20 protein-coding genes are annotated in these 21,413 nt (G+C 46.2%); 8 read left to right on the forward strand and 12 right to left on the reverse strand.

What is annotated here, in order from left to right:
- Nucleotides 1-65 precede the first annotated feature (65 nt).
- The 6 genes from KW844_RS07110 to KW844_RS07135 form a co-directional block, all read right to left on the reverse strand.
- Nucleotides 66-3,014, reverse strand: a complete 2,949-nt coding sequence (locus tag KW844_RS07110; protein ID WP_218376015.1) for a sugar-binding domain-containing protein — start codon at nt 3,012-3,014, stop codon at nt 66-68.
- 132 nt (nt 3,015-3,146) lie between these two features.
- On the reverse strand, nt 3,147-5,300 hold the full coding sequence (locus KW844_RS07115) for a RagB/SusD family nutrient uptake outer membrane protein (protein WP_218376016.1): 2,154 nt from the start codon (nt 5,298-5,300) through the stop codon (nt 3,147-3,149).
- Between the two features lie 24 nt (nt 5,301-5,324).
- On the reverse strand, nt 5,325-8,606 hold the full coding sequence (locus tag KW844_RS07120) for a TonB-dependent receptor (protein WP_218376017.1): 3,282 nt from the start codon (nt 8,604-8,606) through the stop codon (nt 5,325-5,327).
- Between the two features lie 454 nt (nt 8,607-9,060).
- Nucleotides 9,061-9,354: a hypothetical protein gene (locus KW844_RS07125; RefSeq protein ID WP_218376018.1), complete on the reverse strand. Its 294-nt coding sequence runs from the start codon at nt 9,352-9,354 to the stop codon at nt 9,061-9,063.
- A gap of 148 nt (nt 9,355-9,502) precedes the next feature.
- Nucleotides 9,503-10,000, reverse strand: coding sequence for a ferritin (locus tag KW844_RS07130; RefSeq protein WP_073078794.1), 498 nt, complete (start codon nt 9,998-10,000; stop codon nt 9,503-9,505).
- 122 nt (nt 10,001-10,122) lie between these two features.
- Nucleotides 10,123-10,767 carry a MarR family winged helix-turn-helix transcriptional regulator gene (locus tag KW844_RS07135; RefSeq protein ID WP_218376019.1) on the reverse strand — a complete coding sequence of 215 codons (645 nt, stop codon included), beginning with the start codon at nt 10,765-10,767 and terminating at the stop codon, nt 10,123-10,125.
- A gap of 114 nt (nt 10,768-10,881) precedes the next feature.
- Between KW844_RS07135 and KW844_RS07140 the strand changes: the two genes are divergently transcribed.
- Nucleotides 10,882-11,253 carry a DoxX family protein gene (locus KW844_RS07140; protein ID WP_218376020.1) on the forward strand — a complete coding sequence of 124 codons (372 nt, stop codon included), beginning with the start codon at nt 10,882-10,884 and terminating at the stop codon, nt 11,251-11,253.
- Nucleotides 11,250-11,684, forward strand: a complete 435-nt coding sequence (locus tag KW844_RS07145; protein ID WP_218376021.1) for a hypothetical protein — start codon at nt 11,250-11,252, stop codon at nt 11,682-11,684. The genes KW844_RS07140 and KW844_RS07145 overlap by 4 nt, the downstream gene beginning before the upstream one ends.
- A gap of 31 nt (nt 11,685-11,715) precedes the next feature.
- Here the strand turns inward: KW844_RS07145 and KW844_RS07150 are convergent, their stop codons facing one another.
- Nucleotides 11,716-11,961 (reverse strand): hypothetical protein, encoded by a 246-nt coding sequence (locus tag KW844_RS07150; protein ID WP_218376022.1) that lies wholly within the window; start codon nt 11,959-11,961, stop codon nt 11,716-11,718.
- 231 nt (nt 11,962-12,192) lie between these two features.
- Here KW844_RS07150 and KW844_RS07155 point away from each other — a divergent pair, with 231 nt between their 5' ends.
- From KW844_RS07155 to KW844_RS07165, 3 genes are read left to right on the forward strand one after another with little or no spacing between them, the layout of a single operon-like run.
- Entirely contained in the window at nt 12,193-12,624 is a 432-nt protein-coding gene (locus tag KW844_RS07155) for an SRPBCC domain-containing protein (RefSeq protein WP_218376023.1), read from the forward strand.
- Nucleotides 12,621-12,938: a helix-turn-helix transcriptional regulator gene (locus tag KW844_RS07160; RefSeq protein ID WP_218376024.1), complete on the forward strand. Its 318-nt coding sequence runs from the start codon at nt 12,621-12,623 to the stop codon at nt 12,936-12,938. The genes KW844_RS07155 and KW844_RS07160 overlap by 4 nt, the downstream gene beginning before the upstream one ends.
- A 7-nt stretch (nt 12,939-12,945) precedes the next feature.
- Nucleotides 12,946-13,818: an AadS family aminoglycoside 6-adenylyltransferase gene (locus KW844_RS07165; protein WP_218376025.1), complete on the forward strand. Its 873-nt coding sequence runs from the start codon at nt 12,946-12,948 to the stop codon at nt 13,816-13,818.
- 69 nt (nt 13,819-13,887) lie between these two features.
- Here KW844_RS07165 and KW844_RS07170 read toward each other — a convergent pair whose 3' ends face one another.
- Nucleotides 13,888-14,919, reverse strand: a complete 1,032-nt coding sequence (locus KW844_RS07170) for a YhcG family protein (RefSeq protein WP_218376026.1) — start codon at nt 14,917-14,919, stop codon at nt 13,888-13,890.
- Between the two features lie 500 nt (nt 14,920-15,419).
- On the opposite strand from KW844_RS07170, the gene KW844_RS07175 reads away from it, so the two are divergent.
- Nucleotides 15,420-15,860 (forward strand): DoxX protein, encoded by a 441-nt coding sequence (locus KW844_RS07175; protein WP_218376027.1) that lies wholly within the window; start codon nt 15,420-15,422, stop codon nt 15,858-15,860.
- 4 nt (nt 15,861-15,864) lie between these two features.
- On the opposite strand, the gene KW844_RS07180 is transcribed toward KW844_RS07175, so the two are convergent.
- Entirely contained in the window at nt 15,865-16,314 is a 450-nt protein-coding gene (locus tag KW844_RS07180; protein WP_218376028.1) for a nuclear transport factor 2 family protein, read from the reverse strand.
- A 74-nt stretch (nt 16,315-16,388) separates the two neighbouring features.
- On the reverse strand, nt 16,389-17,375 hold the full coding sequence (locus KW844_RS07185) for a GlxA family transcriptional regulator (protein ID WP_218376029.1): 987 nt from the start codon (nt 17,373-17,375) through the stop codon (nt 16,389-16,391).
- Nucleotides 17,376-17,551: 176 nt separating this feature from the next.
- On the opposite strand from KW844_RS07185, the gene KW844_RS07190 reads away from it, so the two are divergent.
- Nucleotides 17,552-18,526, forward strand: a complete 975-nt coding sequence (locus tag KW844_RS07190; protein ID WP_218376030.1) for an AraC family transcriptional regulator — start codon at nt 17,552-17,554, stop codon at nt 18,524-18,526.
- Between the two features lie 133 nt (nt 18,527-18,659).
- A complete protein-coding gene (locus KW844_RS07195) occupies nt 18,660-19,046 on the forward strand; it encodes a DoxX family protein (RefSeq protein WP_218376031.1) in 387 nt (128 codons plus the stop codon).
- A gap of 90 nt (nt 19,047-19,136) precedes the next feature.
- On the opposite strand, the gene KW844_RS07200 is transcribed toward KW844_RS07195, so the two are convergent.
- Nucleotides 19,137-19,502 (reverse strand): hypothetical protein, encoded by a 366-nt coding sequence (locus KW844_RS07200; protein WP_218376032.1) that lies wholly within the window; start codon nt 19,500-19,502, stop codon nt 19,137-19,139.
- Nucleotides 19,503-20,123: 621 nt separating this feature from the next.
- Nucleotides 20,124-21,413: group II intron reverse transcriptase/maturase (ltrA, locus tag KW844_RS07205; RefSeq protein ID WP_218376033.1), on the reverse strand; the 1,290-nt coding region annotated here is incomplete at its 5' end.

The following is a 21,413-nucleotide window of genomic DNA, read 5'->3' on the forward strand; positions in this document are numbered from 1 at the left end:
CACCAACTCCTGAATAAACGAGTGCCCGTTTTGGGGCGGGACCGGTGATCCCTCCCACCATTCAGTTATTTGATGGCGGCTTCGTAAATCTCCGCTTCAATAATACTCAATGCGCCTTTGGCTTTGGAATCATCTCTGGCTACGCCGTCATCCAGCTTTTTGCCGGTGACTTCCACCATTTGGGTGCCATTCTGTTCTTTGGAGATGGCGGCCAGCTGGATACGTACTTTCTTTCCTTTGGCAGGCGTGCAGGAAAGGGTGCAATAGCCGAGGGTGAGCGGCGTTTTGCCGTTGAACACCTCCTTACCGTCAACGGTTATACGCAGTGGATAGGAGCGGGATTTGAAGTTATTGAGTTTTAAGGTGATTTCGTGGATGGTGCCTTCTCGCTCCAGTTCGTACTCGATCCAGGCAGTTTCCAGCTTACCATCGTTTACCCAGTCGGACAGTTCGTTGTCGTCATAACTCATGAATGCCGAGTCCGTATTGGCGCCGGCGGTAGCGCTCTTAATGCGCAGGGCCGTACGGGTAGGCACATACGAAGGCGTTAGTGGTGCGGGGCCGCGTACCAGGCTTACCGGCAGATTGCTGCCGGGCAAGGTGGTGGCCAGTCCGTTTTTAGTGGGGAATGGTTTGGAAGAGAGGGTAAGGGTAGCTGGTTTGAGTCCGTCCGTAGTGGCTTTGATGGTGACCGTACCAGCGATGGTGGCTGCGCGGATCAATGCCCTGTTCACACCCCCTTCTACCGGAAACTCACGGGTAAGGGTATAGTTATCCGGCCCCATAGCCATGCCGCCAATCCATTCTGCCGGGCCATCCAGGGAGAATTGAATGGAGTTTAATGCATCCGGCACGCGGTTACCGGCGGCATCTACCACTTCCACCTGCAAGAGTGCCAGGTCCTGCCCATCGGCCGTAAAACCTTGTGGCGATGCAATATTGGTCAGTTTCAGAGCCACTGGTGCACCGGTGGTTTTCTTCTCTCCCGATATCACCTGCTTACCATTTTTATCAAAACCTACAGCGCTAATAGTACCCGCCTCCCAGGCTACTGCCGGGAAGGTAAACAGGAAGCCATCACTTTTTTCGCCAAAGCCCTGGGATTTGCCGTTTACCCGGAGTTCCACCTTATCAGCCGTGGAAATCACGTAGACCGGTTTCTTTACGCCAGCTTTGTAGTTCCAGTGGCCCACGATGTGCAGCCCTTCTTTTTCAGGCACTACCCAGCCATTCCACATCACCTGATGGGCATAGAAGTTTTCTTTTTTGATGCGCAGTGCATCCACCTCTCCACTCCGGCGGTAGTTTTCCTCTCCGCGGTGGTGGGTATTGGTTTCTGAGAAAACGATGTTTACACCACCAGCACTCACACGGGTACCGGTACCGGGGCGCTCACGCCAGAATTCATACCAGCGTTTCACATTTTCAACGGCGTGGCTCTCCATATTCCGGTTATAGCCGGCGGCACTCTGCCCGTTGTGGGAAGGCCCATCACCATCCTTGTGGTAGGGTGCCGTGTAGTCGTCCCAGTATTTACGGGAGCCCTCATCGCGGGAATATTCCATGGCCCACATAGGGATATGTGCGCTTTTGTTGGTATACAGCATTTCACCGCCATACTCGGCCGCTTTACTATTGAGCATTTCCCGGGAGCCGATCGCCCGGCCGCCATGCGGATCATACTGATCACGGATAGCTTTCATCTCTCCCATATGTATTTCACTAATACTTTCATTGCCGCACTCATAAAATACGATACTGGGGTTATTGCGGTTATAGATCATAGCGTCGCGCATGACGGCCTTACGTTGTTCCCAGCGGGTGCCGCTCACATCTGCTTCTGCATCGCCGGCAGGCATGGCTTGCATGAGCCCTACCCTGTCGCAGCTCTCAATGTCCTGCTTCCAGGGGGTGATATGCATCCAACGTACCAGGTTACCGTTGCCTTCCACCATGAGGCCATTAGAATAATCGCTCAGCCAGGCCGGTACCGACAAGCCTACAGAGGGCCATTCGTTGGACGTACGCTGCGCATAGCCGTGTACCATGATCACGCGGTCGTTGAGGTAGATCATGCCGTCCTTAAACTCAGTTTTACGGAAGCCCGTGCGGGTCACCACTGCATCCACCGGTTTATTATTTATTTTGAGTGTGGTAGTTACGTTATAGAGATAGCCATAGCCCCAGCTCCAGAAGTTCAGGTTTTGCACCGGTGCTGCTGCGGACAGTACCAGGGATTGTCCGGGAGCGACGGTCTGGTTGTTACTGCTGAAAGTGGCTACCTGCTTGTTATTGATATCACGTACCACTACTTCCAGCGTAACCCTTTGGGGACCGGCGGTTTCATTGTTTACTTCGGATTCTGCATGTACGGTGGCCGACCGTCCCTTGATATTGAAATCGGTTGCATAGATATACGTGCCAATAGTGTGCAGGAAGGAATTAAGCGGCAAGGTTTGGTATACTTTGCCTGTTACATGCAGGTACACGTTTTTATTAATGCCGCCGTAGTTGGCGTTAAAGTTTTTATCTTCCCACTGAAACTTCTGATTGGTGGCTTTTTCGCGGTAATCCCATTTATTATCGATCCTGGCAGCGATGGTATTTTCCACACCTGGTTTTACGAGGCTGGTAATATCAAAGCCAAATGCAGTGACCCCATTTTCATGCAGGCCTACATGTTGGCCGTTGACGTAGAAGTCGCCCGCCTGACGGATTCCTTCGAACTCTAAAAATACTTTTCGCCCGGCTGCGGATGCAGGCAGTGTAAATGTTTTACGGTACCAGGCGATGCTGGTGCTCAGGTCTTTAATGTCTTTCCGAAAGGCTTCTTTTTCGTTCCAGGCGTAGGGCAGTGTTACTTTTTTCCAGGTGGCGTCATTGAAATCGGCTGCTGCGGCGGTGGTATCGCCGATGAATACTTTCCAGTCGCTGTTGAAGTTGTATTTGGTTCGCTGCGCGAAGCTGGTGAGACTCAGCATCACACCGAGGAGGGCCAGTTGAATTTTTTTCATAAGTTTTGAGTTACGAAAAATCGGGAGGGCCGGCGGCCCTCCCGATTTTTCGATGATAGCGGCTGGCGAGCCGCTATCATCGGTCCAGGAATTTTGCGATGCCGGCGTTAGCGCCATCCATCCAAAGTATTATTAATATCCGGGATTCTGGTAGGCAGCCATAGCGGCGGCATCCAGCGGTTTACCATTTTCATCGGTGAGCTGCAACAGGTAGTTGGATGGCCAAGGGCGGAAGGTAAATTCCTTTTTCATTTGTCCTTTACCGTTACCATCCTGTCCACCACCGTTCACCGGATTATCGGCTACCGGCCAGCGGCCTGCCAGCGGAGATGCCATCTGGTTCAGGTATACTGTTCTGTCGTAGAGAATACCTGCATTGTGCAGATCTTCCCACAAGATACCTTCTCCGAGCAGCTCTCTTGTCTTCTCATTATAAATAAAATGAACAAACATATCCGCTTTACTGGTAACAGTAGGGATATAACGTTCTGCCAGCGCCTGTGGTGCACCGGGTGTGAAGAAATCTTCCGTGGCCCTGATGGCATTGAAAGAGGCACCGGTAGCAGGGTAAGGCGTTGTTTTTTCAGCAGCTGTTAATGCAGTAGCAGCAGGTTCCCACTGGATCAGTACCTGCGGGCGGCTCTCGCCTGACTTATACGCTGCACGCTGGCGGATCACGTTGATGTCTGCCAGGGCATCATTATACATACCCTTACGGCCATACGCTTCTGCGCGCACGAGGTAGGTTTCACCTAAGCGCATCAGGATGGCGTCTCTGGTACCGCTTTCGCTGTTGAAATTGCTCTCGTCGGCGCTACCACCACGTAAGGGGTCCACAAATTTCTTTACAGACAAATACGGTGCAGGGCTACCGGTGTTCAAGCCTATCGGATTCTGATTGTAGTTTACGCGATAGTAGGTGCGGCCTGTTACTGCGGAGCGTATCCATCTTACCGCGAACTGGTAAGGCTGGCTCATGACCATGGTGCTATCCAGCGCTTCGTTTTTCTGGTTCTCCAGGTAAATGAGTGCGCGCTTGCCCAAGGTAGCTCTTGGAGTACCTGACACTACTGAGGGCTCTCCGGCAGGCTTGTTTGCATTCCACCAGGCGGCAGCATTGGCATTCCAGGTCCAGGAGCCGGCAGCGTTACAGATATATTCGTACTGGAAAGTTTTGTAGTAGCGGGAATCGTTTACCTTATCCGTGAACACATCGTAACCAAAGTCAGTAGGTTTAAACGTACCAAACGGACGGCCATAGGCCATGGCACGGGTTACACCTGTAGCATCGGTATAGTTGCCGGTGTGATAGTTTACAGAGCGGTTGTTGAAGCGGCCATTCAGTGAGGTGTTGATATCAAACTGCGCTGCCCACAGCACCTCTTTGCTGGGAGAGGTTTCAGATACTTTAGGATCAAATAAGGTCCAGTAATCGGGGGCCAGACCAGCGGCACCACCGGCAGTATTGATCACATCTGTGGTAATGCTGATCACAGAATCCAGGTCGGTAGGCACATTTCCCTTGTACAGCATTTTCAGGGCATTATCCCCACTGTTCTGGAACGTGGCGGCCTGTGCTCTGGCTAAGTATAATTTGGCGAGAAAATGCCCTGCTGCCAGCTTAGTGACGCGCCCCTGCTCTGATACGGTGGCCGGGAGGTTGGCGTAAGCCTCGCGCATATCTCCGATGATCTGTTTATAGATATCTTCCAGCTTAGCTTTTGGATAATAATAGACGCCATTGTCCATTCGTTTAGGCGTCAGCGTTAATGGCACATCGCCGAGCTGATTAGTGACCAGGTAGTATGCCCAGGCACGGAGAAACAGGATCTCTCCCCGTTTGATTTTACGGTAGTTTTCGTCAGACCCAAATTTACCGGGCTTCTGGTTATCGATAATATCCAGGGCGATGTTACAGTTGTTGATATGCGGATAAACGCCCATTGGCGGATTGTCCGCATTGGTGGCACCCAGGAAATTGTACATGTTGGTAGATGCGATGGTGGCTACGTTGGAGCCGTAGATAGCCGCTGTCATGGTAGCGTAGGTATTGGTGGCAGACATATACGCATCGGTTTCTGCCTGTACCAGCCTTGCGCCGCTGGCGTCCCATTCATTTTTCAGCCGGGAGATGTTATATAACCCGTTGATCAATGAGTTCAACCCTTCTTCAGTATTGTAGTAGTCCTGTGTCAGGTTAGACACTTGCTTTTCCGTTAAAAACTTTTTGCAGGAATCCAGCGAGCCGGCCAGCAGTACCAGGACTATCGGAATATATCGTTTCATAATTTCAGTTAAGATCGTTAAGGTTTAGAATGCTGCGCGTACACCAAATACGATACTGCGTGGCAGGATGGTATTGTTGTTTTGTCCACCCACCGGGCTGGTGAAGAACGAGTTGGCCTGCGATTCTGATTGCCAGTTGGTTTCATCATCCGGGTTGAGTCCCATTTTCACGATGTCGCCACCAAAAATGAATGGATTCAGCACCTGTACGTTTATCTGAATATTTTTCATTTTCAGTTTGTTGATCACACTTTCTGGCAGGTCGTAGGAAAGTGAAATATTCCTTACTGCCGCGAAAGAGCCACTATAGTACTGCATAGCTGATTCGATGTTGGTAACACCTGTAGCGCCGAGGATAGGCAGCGGGTAGCGGCCACCCTGGTTATCCCAGCTCCAGAGGTTCGTTTCATTTCTGCCGAACACGCCCGGATAACCACCGAAGTAGGTTTGTCCTACACGGGCGTAGATAAAGGAGCTTAGCGACCAGCCTTTGTAAGTAAAGGTATTGGTGATACCACCGTACCATTTAGGTCGCGCGGTACCGCGGATCACGTAGTCGGCTGCATCGATTTTATGATCCCCGTTCTGATCCACTACTTTAACGGTACCTGGTTTGAAATCGAGGCCACCAATAGATTTGAACTTGGCCATCTCCTCCAGATCTTCTTTACTGTTACTCCAGATGCCGGCATCCTGCAATTGGTAGAACACCTGCCATGGCTGGCCGATGAAGAGGCGTTGCGCCACCATATCCTGCTTGCCGTTGATCAGTTCCACGATTTCTTCCTTGTTGGTAGACCAGGTGAGGTTAGTACTCCAGGTAAAGTCTTTGGTGCGGATATTATCCGTGTTGATGGTAACTTCCCATCCTTTGTTTCTGGACTTGCCGATGTTCATCAGTTTACTTACGTAACCGCCAACCGCGTTCAGGTCTCTGGAGAAGAGGAGGTCAGATGTTTGTTGATTGTAGTACTCCACGGAACCGGAGATACGGCTGTTGAACACCGCGAAGTCGATACCGGCGTTGATCTGCGCGGTTTTTTCCCAGCTCATATCCGGATTTTGTGCCGTTAATGGCAGGTAGCCGATGGCCGGAGTGGAACCCCATGAGTAGCTGGCCCTGTCGAGCGGGCCACTGGTAGTATATGGTGCCACAGAGGAGTTACCGGTAACGCCATAGCCTACACGTGGTTTTAGTTCATTGATCCAGCTGATGTTGCGAATCCAGTTTTCCTCCTGCATTTTCCATGCGAGGGCAAAGGAAGGGAAGAACTCCCATTTATTGGCAGGAGCCAGCACAGAGGAGCCATCGTAGCGGCCGGAGGCGGTCAGCAGGTATTTATTCATGAGGGTATAGTTGATTCTACCCATGAATGAGCTGAGTGTATTTTCAGTGAAGCCGGTACCAATGCCAGGGTTGCCTTGTGTGTTGGAGGCCAGGTCGTACCACATGCTCAGTGGTATAACGACGCCGCCTACACTGGTACTGGTATTTTCCTTCCGTGATTTCTGTGCGGATTGCAGGAGGGTAACACCCAGTGCGTGGTTTTTATTGAATGATTTATCGTAGGTCAGCAGGTTTTCTACCACCCAGGAGAAGTTTTCTTCTCTGGCGTAGGAGGCGGTGTTAGCGCGCTGACTGAGGTGTCCGGTTACGTTAGGGCCTGTCCAGGCGCCATTGCGGAAGTTACGCATCTGCGCGCCGAAGTTCACCCGATATTTCAGGCCTGGCGCCAGTTTCACTTCTGAGTAAACGTTGGACATAATGGAAGAGGAGCGTCTTTCATTAATGGACTGGTCGATATCTATCAGTGGGTTCCAGGTATTGAGGTTGCCGCCGGGGTTTCGGATGGCAACGCCCTGGTCGTTGTACGGGAATGCCCATGGGAACTGCGTGGTAGCGCGGCCATAGAGGTCTTTCGCACCTGTATTACCACTGTTTGTGGAGATACCAAAGTTTTGGGTGGACATGCTCGCGATCACGGAAACGCCCATCGTAAACCACTTGTTCGCTACTACATCACCATTGAGATTGAGGTTGAAGCGTTCGAAGTCCTGGTCTTTCTGCACACCGGTTTGGTTATTGTAACCCACGGACATATAGAGTTTAGCCGTTTCCGTGCCTGCGGACAGGGACAGTTGATAGTTTTGGGTGACGCCGGTACGGGAGGCTGCATCTCTCCAGTTGTAGGTAGGGATGTTAGCGGAGTTGTACACGGGGATCATATCAGGCCAGCCGAGTGCTTTTTCCTGGGCGGTGGTTTGGCGCATTTTCACGGAGCCGTCGGCGTTCCATTCATAACCTTTCATGGTGGCGGCCAGCAGTTCAGCGTAGTTATTGGTGATACCGGAGGCTGGGAAGGCGAGGCTGTCGAGGCGCGGATCGGGGTACCATTGCTGCGGTGCAACGGTGAGGTCTGCCGGGCTGCCGCTCTGGTAGCGGCGACCGTTGATCAGGCCATAGCGGATACGATCGATATATTCACCGCCTGTCATCCAGTCGGTGAGATTTTTATAACTATCGAGTGAGACGTTGGAAGCGAGGTTGAGGGATACTTTTCCTTTGGAGCCTTTTTTGGTGCTCACGAGGATGACCCCATTGGCGCCTCTGGAACCATAGATAGCCGTGGCGGAAGCATCTTTGAGGATTTCAACCGAGGCGATATCATTAGGATTGAGATCGTTGATGGAGAAGGAAGTGACGCCGAGGGCGCTTACTACCGGTACCCCGTCGATCACATAGAGTGGCTCATTGGATGCGTTCTGGCTGCGTGTACCACGGATACGGATACTCGGCACTTCGCCCGGGCGCATGTTGGTGGCAACGTTCATACCCGAAGCTTTACCCTGGAGTGCCTGGGCTACGTTGGTAACGGGGCGTTCCTGGATGGTTTCAGCAGTGATGCGGGAGAGTGCACCGGTAACATCACTTTTTTTCTGGGTACCATAACCTACGACAACGATATCGTTGAGCATGGATTGTTTGGACGACAGGTGGATGGTGATGGATTTGCGGCGGATGACCTCTTCCGTAACGGGAACCTGCTTTGTATCATACCCGATAAAGGTAACTGCGATTGTTTCGCCGGCAGCAACGTTTAACGTGATCGTACCATCTCCCCCGGTTAATCCTCTTCTTTCGGATTTACCGACCATGACAGATGCGCCGGGGAGCGGCATGCTGGTGGTGTCCTGGATGTGGATGACGATGGGTGTCAGCTGCTGGCGGATGCCGGCGATGGCGTTGGTTGGCATTGCAACGGCCAGCAGGCAGATGGCTGCCAGCAGGGATAAAGTTGATTTCACAATAGTATGTGATTGCATTACCCGTCGTCGGAAAGACTGTAAGACTGTAATAAGACGGGCACCTGTGTTTGAATGGTGGCAAGCACTTGTTCTCATAACTTGGACATATATTTAGTGATTGGCCGATAAGATGGCCAGCTCCGGTTTTGCCGGAGAATTATACGATTAGACCAGTATTTCTATCAGTTTGGTTTTCCGCGAATAAGGAGCAAAGTATAGTCCGTGTTCTGTTTTTATGTTGACAATGTCTCTCTTTCTACATTTACTATCTGCTGCGATTTATCGTTGTGTAATTGATCGGACTATATTTCAACCCGAAATATACTTCTATCCTGATTTCTACTATCCTGCTCTGTCCTGTGGGGTATAAAAAAACCCGATAGCGGAGGGCTATCGGGTGATGATATTCTTGCAATACGATGATGATCGTTCGGAAGTAATCTAAAGAAAATGATTATTGGCCAATGGAGTCGATTTCCTTTTGTTTTTGTGCTTTTAATGCTTTTTTAATAGAAAAGTAGCCATAAAGTGAAATTGAGCCTAGCAGTATTTGCAGGTAGGGACTGCTGTTAGCTCCGGCGGATGCTTTATACACCAGTGAATCGGATGTCCCCCAGATTTGGAGTCCAGCAGATAGCAGTCCAATTAAAATGAATAATAATCCGAAAACGAGAAAGGCGCGCCTGTAAGCTTTCTTAAGCATCCATTTTTCAGGTACCTCATTAGTGAATTTAAATGTTACTTTCATTGCGATATAGGTGAAGTACGAAAGTAATGATTTTGTTGGAAATACTGTGTAAAGAAGGGAGGAGATAAAAGCGCAGAGACGCCAACATGGCGTCTCTACAGGGTAATTATATGGTAACGCAGTAATTGCGTGTAGGCGGTACTGAGAGTTATTCCTGATCGATGGTCATGATATCTCTGTCGAAGAGATACAAGCCGCTCTTATCGTCGCCGATCAGTTCAAGCTTATCGTTACAATCGCGGGCGAGTCTTTCTTCTTCCATTTGTTCCATTACAAACCATTGGAGGAAGTTATGCGTGGCGTAATCTTTTTCTGCCAGGGCGATTTCCACGAGGTCGTTGATGCTTTCACTCACTTTCACTTCATGCTTGAACAGTTGTTCGAAGGCTGCTTTGAGTGATACGAAGGTCATTACCGGTTGCTCGAGGGCAGGTATAACGGCAAAGCCCCCACGCTCGTTCACAAAGTGAATCAGTTTGAGCATATGCATTCTTTCTTCTTCGCTGTGGCGGTAGAAGAATTTAGTTACGCCTTTTAAACCTGGTTGGATTTCTGCCCAGCTGCCCATAGCCAGGTAGGCTTGTGATGATTGCGCTTCCATCAGGATTTGTTTGTTAAGCGCATCTTTCATTTTTTGTGATAACATGCTAGTATAAGTTCAGGTTAAATATTGGTAAATAATAACGGGTATTCCTACTGTTAAGTTCCTGAAAAGTACGAATAAAAGTCATGTCCTTACAAGAAAAAATAAAAAAGTGCAGGCAGGGGTTAGCCCTTTTGTGCAGGCATCAGTTCATCGTATATTTCATCGAAGGATTTGCCTTTGTGCCGCTGCCATTGTTCAGACAATTTGATTTCTATCTCCTTTAACAACTGGATACACAGGTCTTTATCCTCATCTGCCAGTGAATTAAGCAGCATGGTGGCGTTTTTCTCAATTTTGGCTTTACTTTCTTTTATTACTTTTTCGCCTTTGGCGGTGAGTTCAATTCTTTTGGAGCGTTTATCTTCCTTATCGGCGTATTCCTTTATGAGTCCGCGTTTCTGTAGTCTGTTAAGCATATCCGTGCCGCTGGACAATTCGAACAAGTTGGCGTAGATCACTTCTGTTTTGCGCGGGGATTGCTCCTGGCGGATAGTCAGGAGGATACCGAATTCTTCGATCTGATGCAGGCCGGTACCTTCCAGGGCGATGTTGGCGTATGACATATTCAGTTTGCTGATTCTGCCGATGATCTTCATCAGCAGTCCTGCTTTAACCGGTGGTATTACGCCCCCTACTAATTTTCCGGAGCCCACTGGTGTTTGCTGCTGCTGTGCCAGGTAATACCTGCAAAAATCGGCGATGCTGGCGTTGGGGTGCTTTTCTTCAAAATTCCCCCAGTGGTTTACCAGTTCTACGGTCTTATTCATATATACTTCGGTTTCGTAACAAATTTATCAAATAAACTACGAAAACATTATTTTATTTCCAAAACGTAGTATATTTACCAAAACAAATTCGGTTTCGAAGTAAATTACTATTTTATGGAACAGAAAAAATCTAACAAAACCCTTTACAGGGTTGCAAAGGTCTTTATTAGTTGCTTTATGTTATTCAGTGCCTGGTTTTCGTATACGCATGGGGAGGACCTGCGGAAACTGGGTTTTCCGGATTATTTCCGGATAGAGCTGGTAATAGCGAAGGTATTGGGTGCAATAGTACTCTTATTACCTTTCACACCGCTGCGGGTGAAGGAGTGGGTGTATGCCGGGTTTATGATTGCAATGGTATCAGCGCTGATTGCGCATATATGCAGTGGCGATCCTTTGTCGAAGGTAATTTTTGTGAGTGTGGATATGGTGCTGATGTTGCTGGCGATACGATATGTTTCCAAAACTGAAAACCAATCCATATGAGCTTCACACTTTATTATGCGGCACTGGTGCTGCATGTGGCCGGCATAACGATGATGGCCGGCACTTCCTTTACAGACCTGATTGTATTCCGCGCATTTAATGCGGCGGATATCAGCAAAAAGCAGGTGCTCCTGGAGCTGTTAAATAAATTACAACGGCTCATCGGTATAGGTATGGGAGTTATTTTGGTATCCGGCGTGGCGATGATGGCAAAGATGCATGAGGTATGGGGGACGCAGTTATGGTTTCGAATAAAGATGATACTATTGCTGGTGGTAATTTTTAACGGTCTGGGGCTACGCCGGGTGTTGGGTAACCGCCTGGATAAATCAGCTGATCCGAAACTGAGTAATAAACTTTATCTGGTACAGGTTATACAATTACTTTTATTTGTACTCCTATTTACCTTAAGCATTTTCAAGTTTAATTAGCTGTAATAATTTAGGAAGAGAATTAATTATTTCAGATGATCAGCCCTGCAATCACATACATCGCCATTACTATCCATGATTGAAACACCATGATCCGGTGATTTACGCTACCGAAGTTTTTAGCCCAAAAGGCGATGAGGTGGAGTATGCAGGAGATGAATAGGCAGAACCTGCCGATCCAGGGATTCACTGGTGTGCCGGAGAAATGGATTACGAGTAGCGAACCTGCAAGGAAGCAGCCAAAAATGAGGATGTTGAAGAGGAATAGTTTTCGCATGGGTGCGAAGGTAGGGAGAAAAAATAATTTTGAATCTCCCCAGCTGGCTGAATTATTTCCCAATAGTACAGGCCCTACCTGTGCTATTACCAATGCTGCACTATTTTCTCCAAAAGAAAAATAAATTATGTCATTTTCATAGTGTAACATGACCTTCTCTTCCTATTCAAAAATAAATTTGCGTAACTCAAAAGTTACACTTAATTTTAAGTAACCTAAAAGTTACATATCATGAATAGTATCCGACATACTTACTTTTATCAGCAAGCGCCCGCCGCTGTTTGGGCCTATCTTACTGAGGCTGAGCTCCTGGCCCAGTGGCTGATGCCGAACGACTTCCGCCCGGAAATAGGCCATGAGTTTACCTTCCGTACCAGGCCAATGCCAGCGTTCGATTTTGATGGAATCGTTTACTGTAAGGTACTGGAATTGCAGCCCTACAAGCGATTGTCCTACAGTTGGAAAGGTGGCCCCCGCCCGGGAGAAATCACCCTGGACACACTTGTGGAATGGGAACTACATGAAAAAGACAACGGTACAGAGCTACGGCTGAACCATAGCGGCTTTCAGGACAGAAACACTATGATTTTCGGCATCATGGACGGCGGATGGCTGAAGAACATGGGAGAAATTGCTACCTTATTGAACAAAGCAACGGTATGACACCCGATATATTTCAGACCATAGCCGATCCTAGTCGCAGGGAAATCCTGCACCTGCTATCAAAGGAAACGCTTACGATCAACGAGCTGGCAGAAAATTTTGAGATGAGCAGACCAGCGGTATCCAAACACATTAAAATCCTTTCCCAATCCGGATTTATTACGATCCGGGATATTGGCCGGGAGCGGTACTGTTTATTAAACCAGGAAGGTTTTAATCAATTGCAGGAATGGATTTCCTATTTCGATAAGTTCTGGCATAACAAACTAAGGAAACTGGAGACAGTACTTAACAATAAATCCAATAACGCATAAATCTTACATGAACACCAGAGATCTAAAACTGGAAGCGGTAACTGCCTGGGCTGCGGCAAACACAGAAATCCGGGCCATGCTGCTCACCAGTTCCCTTGTCAACCCATACGCACCAGTGGATGAATTCAGTGACCTCGATATAGAGCTGATCTTTACAGATCTCCCTAAATACATCAGCGACAATTCCTGGTTACAGTTATTCGGCTCCATCAATGCTACTGTAGAAGAAGGTGAAGAAGCCTTTGAGGGCCGACATGCGATGAAAATGGTACTCTACGCAGATCATGTAAAAATAGATTTCAAACTATATAGCGTACAGCATTTCCTGGAGGATGCCGCTGAGCCACAGCTGCCGGAGGACTGGGACATAGGCTATCGTGTCATCCTTGACAAGGACGGCATTACAAATCAGCTACTACCTCCCTCCTATGCACCGGCCATCATCCAACCACCATCTGCTGCAAAATTTGCACAGGTAATCAACGATGCCTGGTGGGACATGACCTACGTGGCCAAGTGCCTCACCCGCCATGATATCTTCTATGCTAAATTCATGTCGGAAGATATGATGCGTACGAATTACCTGGTGCCCCTCATTGAATGGTATATTGGTAGTCAACATAACTGGCAGGTAAGCACCAATAAACATGGGCGCCTGTTTCCCCAATACCTTACGCCTGAATGCTGGAGTGCCATACAGGCTACCTTTTCCGGGGCTGAAATTGAGGACAACTGGCGCGCCTTATTTGCGTACACTGATGTCGTTCATCAACTTGGTACTGAACTTGGGGAGCGGCTAAATTTCGTATATCCGTACGAGACAGAGCGAAAAGTGAGGATCTACCTCAGTGAAGTATATACTAAGAAAGCCCTGCGCTGAACTCAGGTGCCAGTTATTTCGGAAGAGCTATCGGGCATTCAGCCCGATAGCTGTGACCACTATCAATCATTACTTGTTATCTAAATGACTACTCATTTCACTTTTCTCCTGAAATATCTCCATTTCTTTCGCAACCTCATCTAATAGCTGCTTTTCAGAAGGAAGATACAGTTCATATTGACTTGCAACAATTTGCTTTTGTTCTTCCGGCAAAGTAAATTTCACGACCGTATCGTTCTTACTGGCACAGAGTAAAATACCTATCGTAGCATTTTCGTGTGGCAACTTTTCTATCCGGTCGAAATAATTTACATACATCTGTAGTTGTCCTAAATCCTGATGCGTGAGCTTGTGAGTTTTAATTTCTATGATTACAAAACACTGGAGCAGTCTGTTATAGCAGACCAGGTCGACATAGAACTCGTCACCGTCAAGATGGATTCGTTTCTGCCTTGCTACAAAGGAAAACCCGTTGCCCAGCTCTAATAAGAAATCCTGGAGATGGGTGATGATTGCACTTTCAAGGTCCCGCTCATAATAAGAGGCTTCCCGTTTCATACCAAGAAATTCCAGGACCATCGGATCTTTGATAATCTCTTTCGCATCAGAAGGCACTTTCTCTTTTTTTGCCACTGCAAGAACACTTTCCTTGTCGTTACTTAATAACGGGCGCCCGTATAAATTGCTGTAAACCTGCCTTTCCAGTTGCCTGGAAGTCCAATTATTCTTAGTTGCCTCTGCGATATAAAACTCTCTAGCTTCTTCATTATCAACACTTAACAGCAGTTTATACTGTGTCCAGCTCAATTGTGTCCGCAGTGCGGACACAATTGGAAATGTCCTATAAAACTGCCTATACCAATGCAATTGCCTTGGAGAAAAGTTGGTTCCATATTCTGGCTGAAGTTGTTCTGAAAGGTGCTTTATGAGATACGTTCCATAATCCGCCCTTTCCATACCCTGCTGCTCCTCTTCAAAAATACGTTTACCAATGTGCCAATACATCAGCGTCCGCTGATGGTCTATTGCACGAATAGCTTTTTCCCTGGAATCTGTAATAATTGTTTTGATGTCGCTAATAAATGTTTGGTCGATTAACATACGTTGGTTTTAAAATTTAGATTAATAAAATTGTGTTCACCAAATTACTCGGGATTACGGGGTCAGACATTACGTTGTGTTGCGATGCTGGTTAACAACGTCAAATGATGCCGGCTTAGCATCTGTAGGATAACGCCTTTATTCAAAATTATATGGTTAAAAAAAACAGCGATACAAATTCTTATCGAATTTCTATCGCTGCTGTGATATATGCGGGGAATACATTTACCCCTTAAAAAATAAAATTATAAACTGCTCCAATATTTCTTGCGCCACATCATCTACTTATCGATCACAAAAATAAAACTTAAATTAAAGTAACCTAAAATTATTTTCTTTCTATATCTTGACAGGCATTTATTAAGACAACCACAACATGCTATAAACGTACAGTGCGAGCGGTTTATAGAAATTCAAGGAGAACAAAAATAATCAATCTTAAACCAGTTTAAGATTGTATTCAAATATGAACTGTAGTTTTACATCTTAACCAACAAATCATGACTAAAACAACCACTCAAGGAAATTTCCAACAACTGTTCCTCCGAATAGCTTTAGCTGCCGGCTTACTTTCAGCGGTAGCCGATCGGCTGGGCTTCTGGGGGAGCTATGCCGCCTGGGGAAATTGGGAAAATTTTGAAGCATATACCCGCCAGTTAACTTTTTTTCTACCCATGGCATTAAGCAATATAAGCGCTTTTGTGGCTACAGTATTGGAAGCTGGTTTCGCGATTTTACTGCTGCTTGGATATAAGACAAAGATCGTTTCCAATCTCACTGGTTTATTACTTTTAATTTTCGCATTATCCATGAGCGTAGCACTAGGCGTTAAAGCGCCTTTGGACTATTCTGTTTGGGCAGGAAGTGCCGGTGCATTTTTGTTGGCTTGCCAGCCAGACTTTTCATTTAGTCTGGACAAAGCGATGGCAGCTAAGAGATAAGATCCTATTTATGCCTGGAGCTATCATTATACTGCCACAGCACATTGATGATTTTCCACGAGCCATTTAATTTAACGAGGTGCATATAATCTATCCATTCATCAGCGACTAATTTTACGGAAGCTGTTCTATCCGAAATATCAAGAAATATGACTTCTTTCTTAGGATTGGCGGGGAACTTATCATTTTTTTTATTGTAGCCTTCTGCCAGGAGGATCATGTATTCGGCTGAAGTTTCGCGTATATAGTCTCTTTGCGTGGAGGCGTCCTTCCAAAAAGTGCGTTTCACTAATTGCGGATGTAAAGCCATTTCCATCTGAGTAGGATTGGGATTATGCTGCGCCTCAATATAATCCAGCGCGGCCCACTTGATAGCGAGGCTGTCTTTTGTTGTTTGGGCCACTGATGTCAGGCCCATTATTATTAGGGAGATGATAAAGAAACCAGATTTCATAAGTATCGGAGGTTAATAATGCTACGAGGCTAAATGTAATACTTTTAGTGCTTCCTGGTTAAATTTTCATTGGGTTAACCACCTGGGAGTGCTTCCTTATTATATCTGCTCCGGTAATCCAACGGCGACATCCCCGTAATTTTACGAAATACCTCACGGAATGCCTTCAGATCAGAATACCCTACTTCGTACATCACCTCATTAATTGTTTTCCTGGTGGTTTCAAATGCCCGCTTGGCCGCCTCTATCTTTATGCGTTGAAAATATTCCAATGGGGTATTACCCGTCGCTTTGACGAACCTGCGGTCAAAATTGCGGCGACCTATTGCAAACTTTGCTGATAGCTGCTCAAAAGAAATTTTTTCTGCCATTTTTTCTTCAATATACGACTGGGCAGCCCTTACCAGGTCATCACCGTGTTCTTTCTGTCCATTGAAAATCATAAAAGACGACTGGCTGTGCCTGTCCATTTCAATCTGAAAAACTTTAGAACAATAGATGGCCGTCTGTCTGTCAAAATATTTTTCTATGAGATAGAGAATCAGATTCAAAAATGAGTAGGCGCCACCATTAGTATAAATACCATTTTCCTCGGTGATGATTTTATCCGACTGCACGTTTACATTTGGAAAACGGTGTTTGAAGTCGTCCGTAGCAGCCCAGTGGGTAGAGCAGGATTTTCCTTCCAGGATACCTGCCGCAGCCAAAAGAAATGCACCGGTACAGATGCTGGCAATTTCAGCCCCTTGCTGGTATTGCGTCCGCAGCCATTGGATCAGCACCTTATTCTGTTCTATAGCTGCATCAAATGCATGATTGAGAGAGGGAACAATAATCAGGTCCGTTTGGCTGACATTTGAAATCATGGTATGTGGCCTTACACTAAAAATACCACCATAGAAGTCCTTAGTGGGTGATGTTCCCGCCAGCTCAATGGTAAAAAGCTCCTCTCCTTCGCGACCTTTCCATATTGCATTTGCACGCGAAAATATCTTGTAAGCACCTACAATACTGCTCAGGTTATTATCCCCTTCCGGAACAATAATAGTCAGACGTTTCATACCAATTTTTTACAAATATAGCACAAGATTCCGTCCAAATCACCCCACCAAGAGGCATTATCACCATTTTACGGTAATCAGACAGATGGTATTAAAGGGATTATTCTTTATACCTGCGGGATTTTGATGTTGCTAAACAATCACCCTCTCCCCTAAATAACTATTTTTACTCCGCTATGGAAGAAAAGACATTTACCACGGAAGAACTGTTTTCTAACAGTTTAGTAAAAGAAGGGATGGACTCACCCGGACTAACGGAAATAAATACACGCTTTTCAACACCTGATATGACCGGGCAAATACAAAGCTGCTGGTTTGATGGTATCCGTATTGGCTTTGCTGAATGCAACCTGAAAAAGGATATGCATTTCGAATGGACTTCCAATCTCGACCTGGTCACACAATATTTTAATCTGCGGGGCAATACCTCTACTGCGACTACTGTGTATGGGCATGAGTATCCCTTTGGCAACTATCAGCATAACATCTTCTATTCATCAGAAAGCAGGGGGATCATTAAAAGTTACGATACCAGTCTCATCACTTTCATGGTTCAATACCGGACAGAGAAATTCATTGAACTTACGCGGAATTCAAACGAGGCCCTGCAGCAGTTCGGGTCCCTCATCCACCTGGGTAATCCCTGTACCCTATCGCCACAGAACCTTTATATCGATGGCACAATAGTTCATACGATTGAACAGATGCGGAACTGCCCCTATGTAGGAGGTATCAAACAAATGTACCTTTTATCCAAATGCCTCGAATTACTGGTACTACAGGCGGATGCCAGCCATAAAATACATTCCTCCAATAGTCGTTTCCTGAAATCAGCTACCGACAAAGAAAGTATCATATACGCCCGGGAATACCTCCTAAATCACATGGAGCAGCCTCCTACCCTCACCGACCTCGCCCGCATCGTTGGCATCAACACCTTCAAACTTAAGAACGGATTTAAGGAAATGTTCGGCAACACGGTATTTGGCTACCTCACCGACAAGCGACTGGAAATGGCCGCAACAGAGATCTCTAAAAAGGAAAAAAGCATTAGTGAAATAGCACTGGATATGGGCTATTCGTCGGTGCAGCATTTTAGTAAGGCGTACAAAAAGAAGTTTGGAACGACGCCCAGGAATGGTAAAAAATGAATTGTTGTTGACTATTCCAAGGTAGTATATGTCCACCTGAAGGATCAATATGCCCGGTTGGGCAACTCTCCTTATGCCGGCAGAAAATTGAAGTCCATCTTTGTGTCATCATTCACAAATAAACATGTATGCTATGAACACACAGACAACTAAAGTAATTTATTGGACAGGCGCGATATTGATCTCTTTATGGTTTGGTGCAAGCGGCTTTTTCGAATTAACTCACAATCCAGTGGTTTGGGACATCACCGTTCAATTAGGCTATCCTCCACACTTTATTTATATTCTTGGCGTAGCTAAATTATTGGGAGTGGCTGTACTGTTGATCCCCGGCCGTTTGTTAAGATTGAAAGAATGGGTATTCGCAGGCATATTTTTCGACATCCTTTTTGCGTTCTTTTCTAAAATCGCCGTGCTGGGGTTTCCGGCTACAATCGATGCTATTATAGCATTTGCTATTATTTCAGTTACTTATATTCAGTACAGAAAATTATATACGGTAACATACGTTAAGGCATAACAAGGCAAGCTCCCTGAGGGGCAATAGAAAGCTGTCTTTAAGGATAACAGCGTCTGTGGTTTACGAAAGACGCTGTTATCCAAACTAAATTTATTCCTCTTCTACATCTGCCAGATCATCTACTACGTCTTTAAAGGAAGTGTAACCAGATAGTCTATAAATCTTTTGAATAGTACCAATTTTACTGCATAGCGACGCGATACTTTCTTCTTCCACCATGGTACGGATAGCCTTCTTAATAGTACTTTTTTTAAGATCCCTGGTCAGTATCATGTCCGGATCAGCAAAATAGGGTGACTCATCGTTTTCCATTAATGACTGAACCTTTTTCAGCGTATAAAACGAGGCTACATATACCAGGTTGTTAGGCAAGATGATATTAGCATCAATACAATCGTCAAATATATCAGTAATATAATAACCAGTTGGCAGCTGGACTTTAAAAAGTGGTGTCATAGAAAATTATTTTACCGAAACAAAGACCGACAACATTAATATGCTGCTTGTCGTTCAAATTTACATCCTATCCGGAATAAAATTATTGCCGCCTTCAATTCTCACAGCTCTTTTTCTCAAACGTTTTAAAGCATCATTATGTTTTTGCTTTTCAGTGGTTTTAAATGCTTTCAACTGATCAGTGGAAAATAAGCTTTTAACACGATTGCAGTATGACAAGGAAACGCCTTCCAGCTCAGCTATTCTGCTGATTATAAATATGTCTCTTGGAACCTCAGTGGAAAAAGTTTATTAAGAAGGTCCATATCCTCTGTCTTCATAAAACTGTATATCCTTATAAATTATCTAGGATATGCCCTTATTATTATCCAGGATTACGTTTCCTGTCGAGTCATAATTATAATCACTTGACTCCTATTGAAGGTTTGCCAGATTATTGGCAGCAGGTTCTAACGGAGAATATTAAGCACCATTTTATAGGATGGAATAAAAAATGGAGATCATTTGTGTATGGACAGCCACCAATCTCCATGATCGTAAAAATCGAGTAGGAAGTGAGGGATTATTTCCCTCACTGTCCTCTCACACCACCGTACATGCGGTTCCGCATACGGCGGTTTGTTAGAATAAGTTCATTTGGTGGGTTGTTTTCCAATAGTAGTAGTTCACGAAGCCCGTATATTTTTGCTTTGTAAAATAGGCGTTGTTAAGCGCCCGTTGCAATATTGGGCTGTGTGCCACCCTACAGAACCCCTTCCTACTGTTGGCCCATTCGTACGCCTTCCCTTTGTCTATTCCTAGTGTTAGCAGGCGTTTCATCCGGGTTCTAATCTTCTTCCAGTTTTTCCATAGGATCATCCGTAATCGGACCCGAACCATTTCATCCAGACTTTGCATGTGGCTTTTGGCCTTGGATATAGCAAAGTAGTTGACCCAGCCCCGAAGTATCGTTTCAAGCTTCCGGATTTTCTCCGCTATTGGCGTCGGGTCGTTACGTTGAGTGCAGGCCTTTATCTTCTGTTTGATACTGTACAGAGACTTGGTCGCTATTCTCATTTCCCAACCCGTCTTGCTCCCATAGAAGGAAAAGCCTAGTAGCGAACTGCGCATCGGGCGGCTTATTTTGCTCTTTTCACGATTCACTTTTAGCTTCAACTTATCTTCCAGATACTTCGTGATACTTTCCATTACCCGGTGGGCGGATTTCCTGCTGCGGACATACACGCTACAATCATCGGCATATCTTACGTACCGGTGACCACGTGCCTCTAGCATCTGGTCTAGTTCGTTGAGAAAGATATTAGATAATAGGGGGCTAAGCGGGCTTCCCTGTGGCGTGCCTTCTTGTCTGACGCTCACTAATCCATTTTCCATAAAGCCACTGGTCAGATAGCTGCGGATAAGCTTTAAGGTGCGCTTATCTTTTATCTTTACTGACAGTAAACTCATTAGCTTATCGTGGTTGATCTTGTCGAAGAATTTCTCAATATCAAGTTCCACAACCCAGGTATAACCTTCATTTAAGTTAGTCTGTGCCTGTAATACGGCCCCGTGAGCGTTCCGATTCGGACGGAAACCATAGCTATTGGAGGAAAAGTCGCCCTCATACTTCGGGCTTAACCATTGGGAGATCGCTTGTTGTAACAGTCGGTCGATTACTGTGGGGATACCCAACACTCTCACACCTCCACCGCCTTTGGGTATCTCTACTTTCCGGATGGCTTGCGGGTGATAATTGCCTTCCAAAATATCAGTCCTTAATGTTTGCCAGTGTGTATTCAGGTAGTCGCGAAGTTTATCGGTCTGCATACCATCAATACCTCCGGCTCCTTTATTAGCAGTTACCTGCTTAAAGGCTTTTTGTACATTTCGGATGTCTAATATCTCTTCCAGCATACTACTAAAAAAAAA

The organism is Chitinophaga sp. sic0106 (genome assembly GCF_019219075.1).
In the GTDB taxonomy this organism is placed as follows: domain Bacteria; phylum Bacteroidota; class Bacteroidia; order Chitinophagales; family Chitinophagaceae; genus Chitinophaga.

What these genes read in the sequence shown, in the direction of transcription:
- KW844_RS07110 (WP_218376015.1), bottom strand. Translation starts at nt 3,014, where the DNA reads ATGAAAAAAATTCAACTGGCCCTCCTCGGTGTGATGCTGAGTCTCACC.
- KW844_RS07115 (WP_218376016.1), bottom strand. Translation starts at nt 5,300, where the DNA reads ATGAAACGATATATTCCGATAGTCCTGGTACTGCTGGCCGGCTCGCTG.
- KW844_RS07125 (WP_218376018.1), bottom strand. Translation starts at nt 9,354, where the DNA reads ATGAAAGTAACATTTAAATTCACTAATGAGGTACCTGAAAAATGGATG.
- KW844_RS07130 (WP_073078794.1), bottom strand. Translation starts at nt 10,000, where the DNA reads ATGTTATCACAAAAAATGAAAGATGCGCTTAACAAACAAATCCTGATG.
- KW844_RS07135 (WP_218376019.1), bottom strand. Translation starts at nt 10,767, where the DNA reads ATGAATAAGACCGTAGAACTGGTAAACCACTGGGGGAATTTTGAAGAA.
- KW844_RS07140 (WP_218376020.1), top strand. Translation starts at nt 10,882, where the DNA reads ATGGAACAGAAAAAATCTAACAAAACCCTTTACAGGGTTGCAAAGGTC.
- KW844_RS07145 (WP_218376021.1), top strand. Translation starts at nt 11,250, where the DNA reads ATGAGCTTCACACTTTATTATGCGGCACTGGTGCTGCATGTGGCCGGC.
- KW844_RS07150 (WP_218376022.1), bottom strand. Translation starts at nt 11,961, where the DNA reads ATGCGAAAACTATTCCTCTTCAACATCCTCATTTTTGGCTGCTTCCTT.
- KW844_RS07155 (WP_218376023.1), top strand. Translation starts at nt 12,193, where the DNA reads ATGAATAGTATCCGACATACTTACTTTTATCAGCAAGCGCCCGCCGCT.
- KW844_RS07160 (WP_218376024.1), top strand. Translation starts at nt 12,621, where the DNA reads ATGACACCCGATATATTTCAGACCATAGCCGATCCTAGTCGCAGGGAA.
- KW844_RS07165 (WP_218376025.1), top strand. Translation starts at nt 12,946, where the DNA reads ATGAACACCAGAGATCTAAAACTGGAAGCGGTAACTGCCTGGGCTGCG.
- KW844_RS07170 (WP_218376026.1), bottom strand. Translation starts at nt 14,919, where the DNA reads ATGTTAATCGACCAAACATTTATTAGCGACATCAAAACAATTATTACA.
- KW844_RS07175 (WP_218376027.1), top strand. Translation starts at nt 15,420, where the DNA reads ATGACTAAAACAACCACTCAAGGAAATTTCCAACAACTGTTCCTCCGA.
- KW844_RS07180 (WP_218376028.1), bottom strand. Translation starts at nt 16,314, where the DNA reads ATGAAATCTGGTTTCTTTATCATCTCCCTAATAATAATGGGCCTGACA.
- KW844_RS07185 (WP_218376029.1), bottom strand. Translation starts at nt 17,375, where the DNA reads ATGAAACGTCTGACTATTATTGTTCCGGAAGGGGATAATAACCTGAGC.
- KW844_RS07190 (WP_218376030.1), top strand. Translation starts at nt 17,552, where the DNA reads ATGGAAGAAAAGACATTTACCACGGAAGAACTGTTTTCTAACAGTTTA.
- KW844_RS07195 (WP_218376031.1), top strand. Translation starts at nt 18,660, where the DNA reads ATGAACACACAGACAACTAAAGTAATTTATTGGACAGGCGCGATATTG.
- KW844_RS07200 (WP_218376032.1), bottom strand. Translation starts at nt 19,502, where the DNA reads ATGACACCACTTTTTAAAGTCCAGCTGCCAACTGGTTATTATATTACT.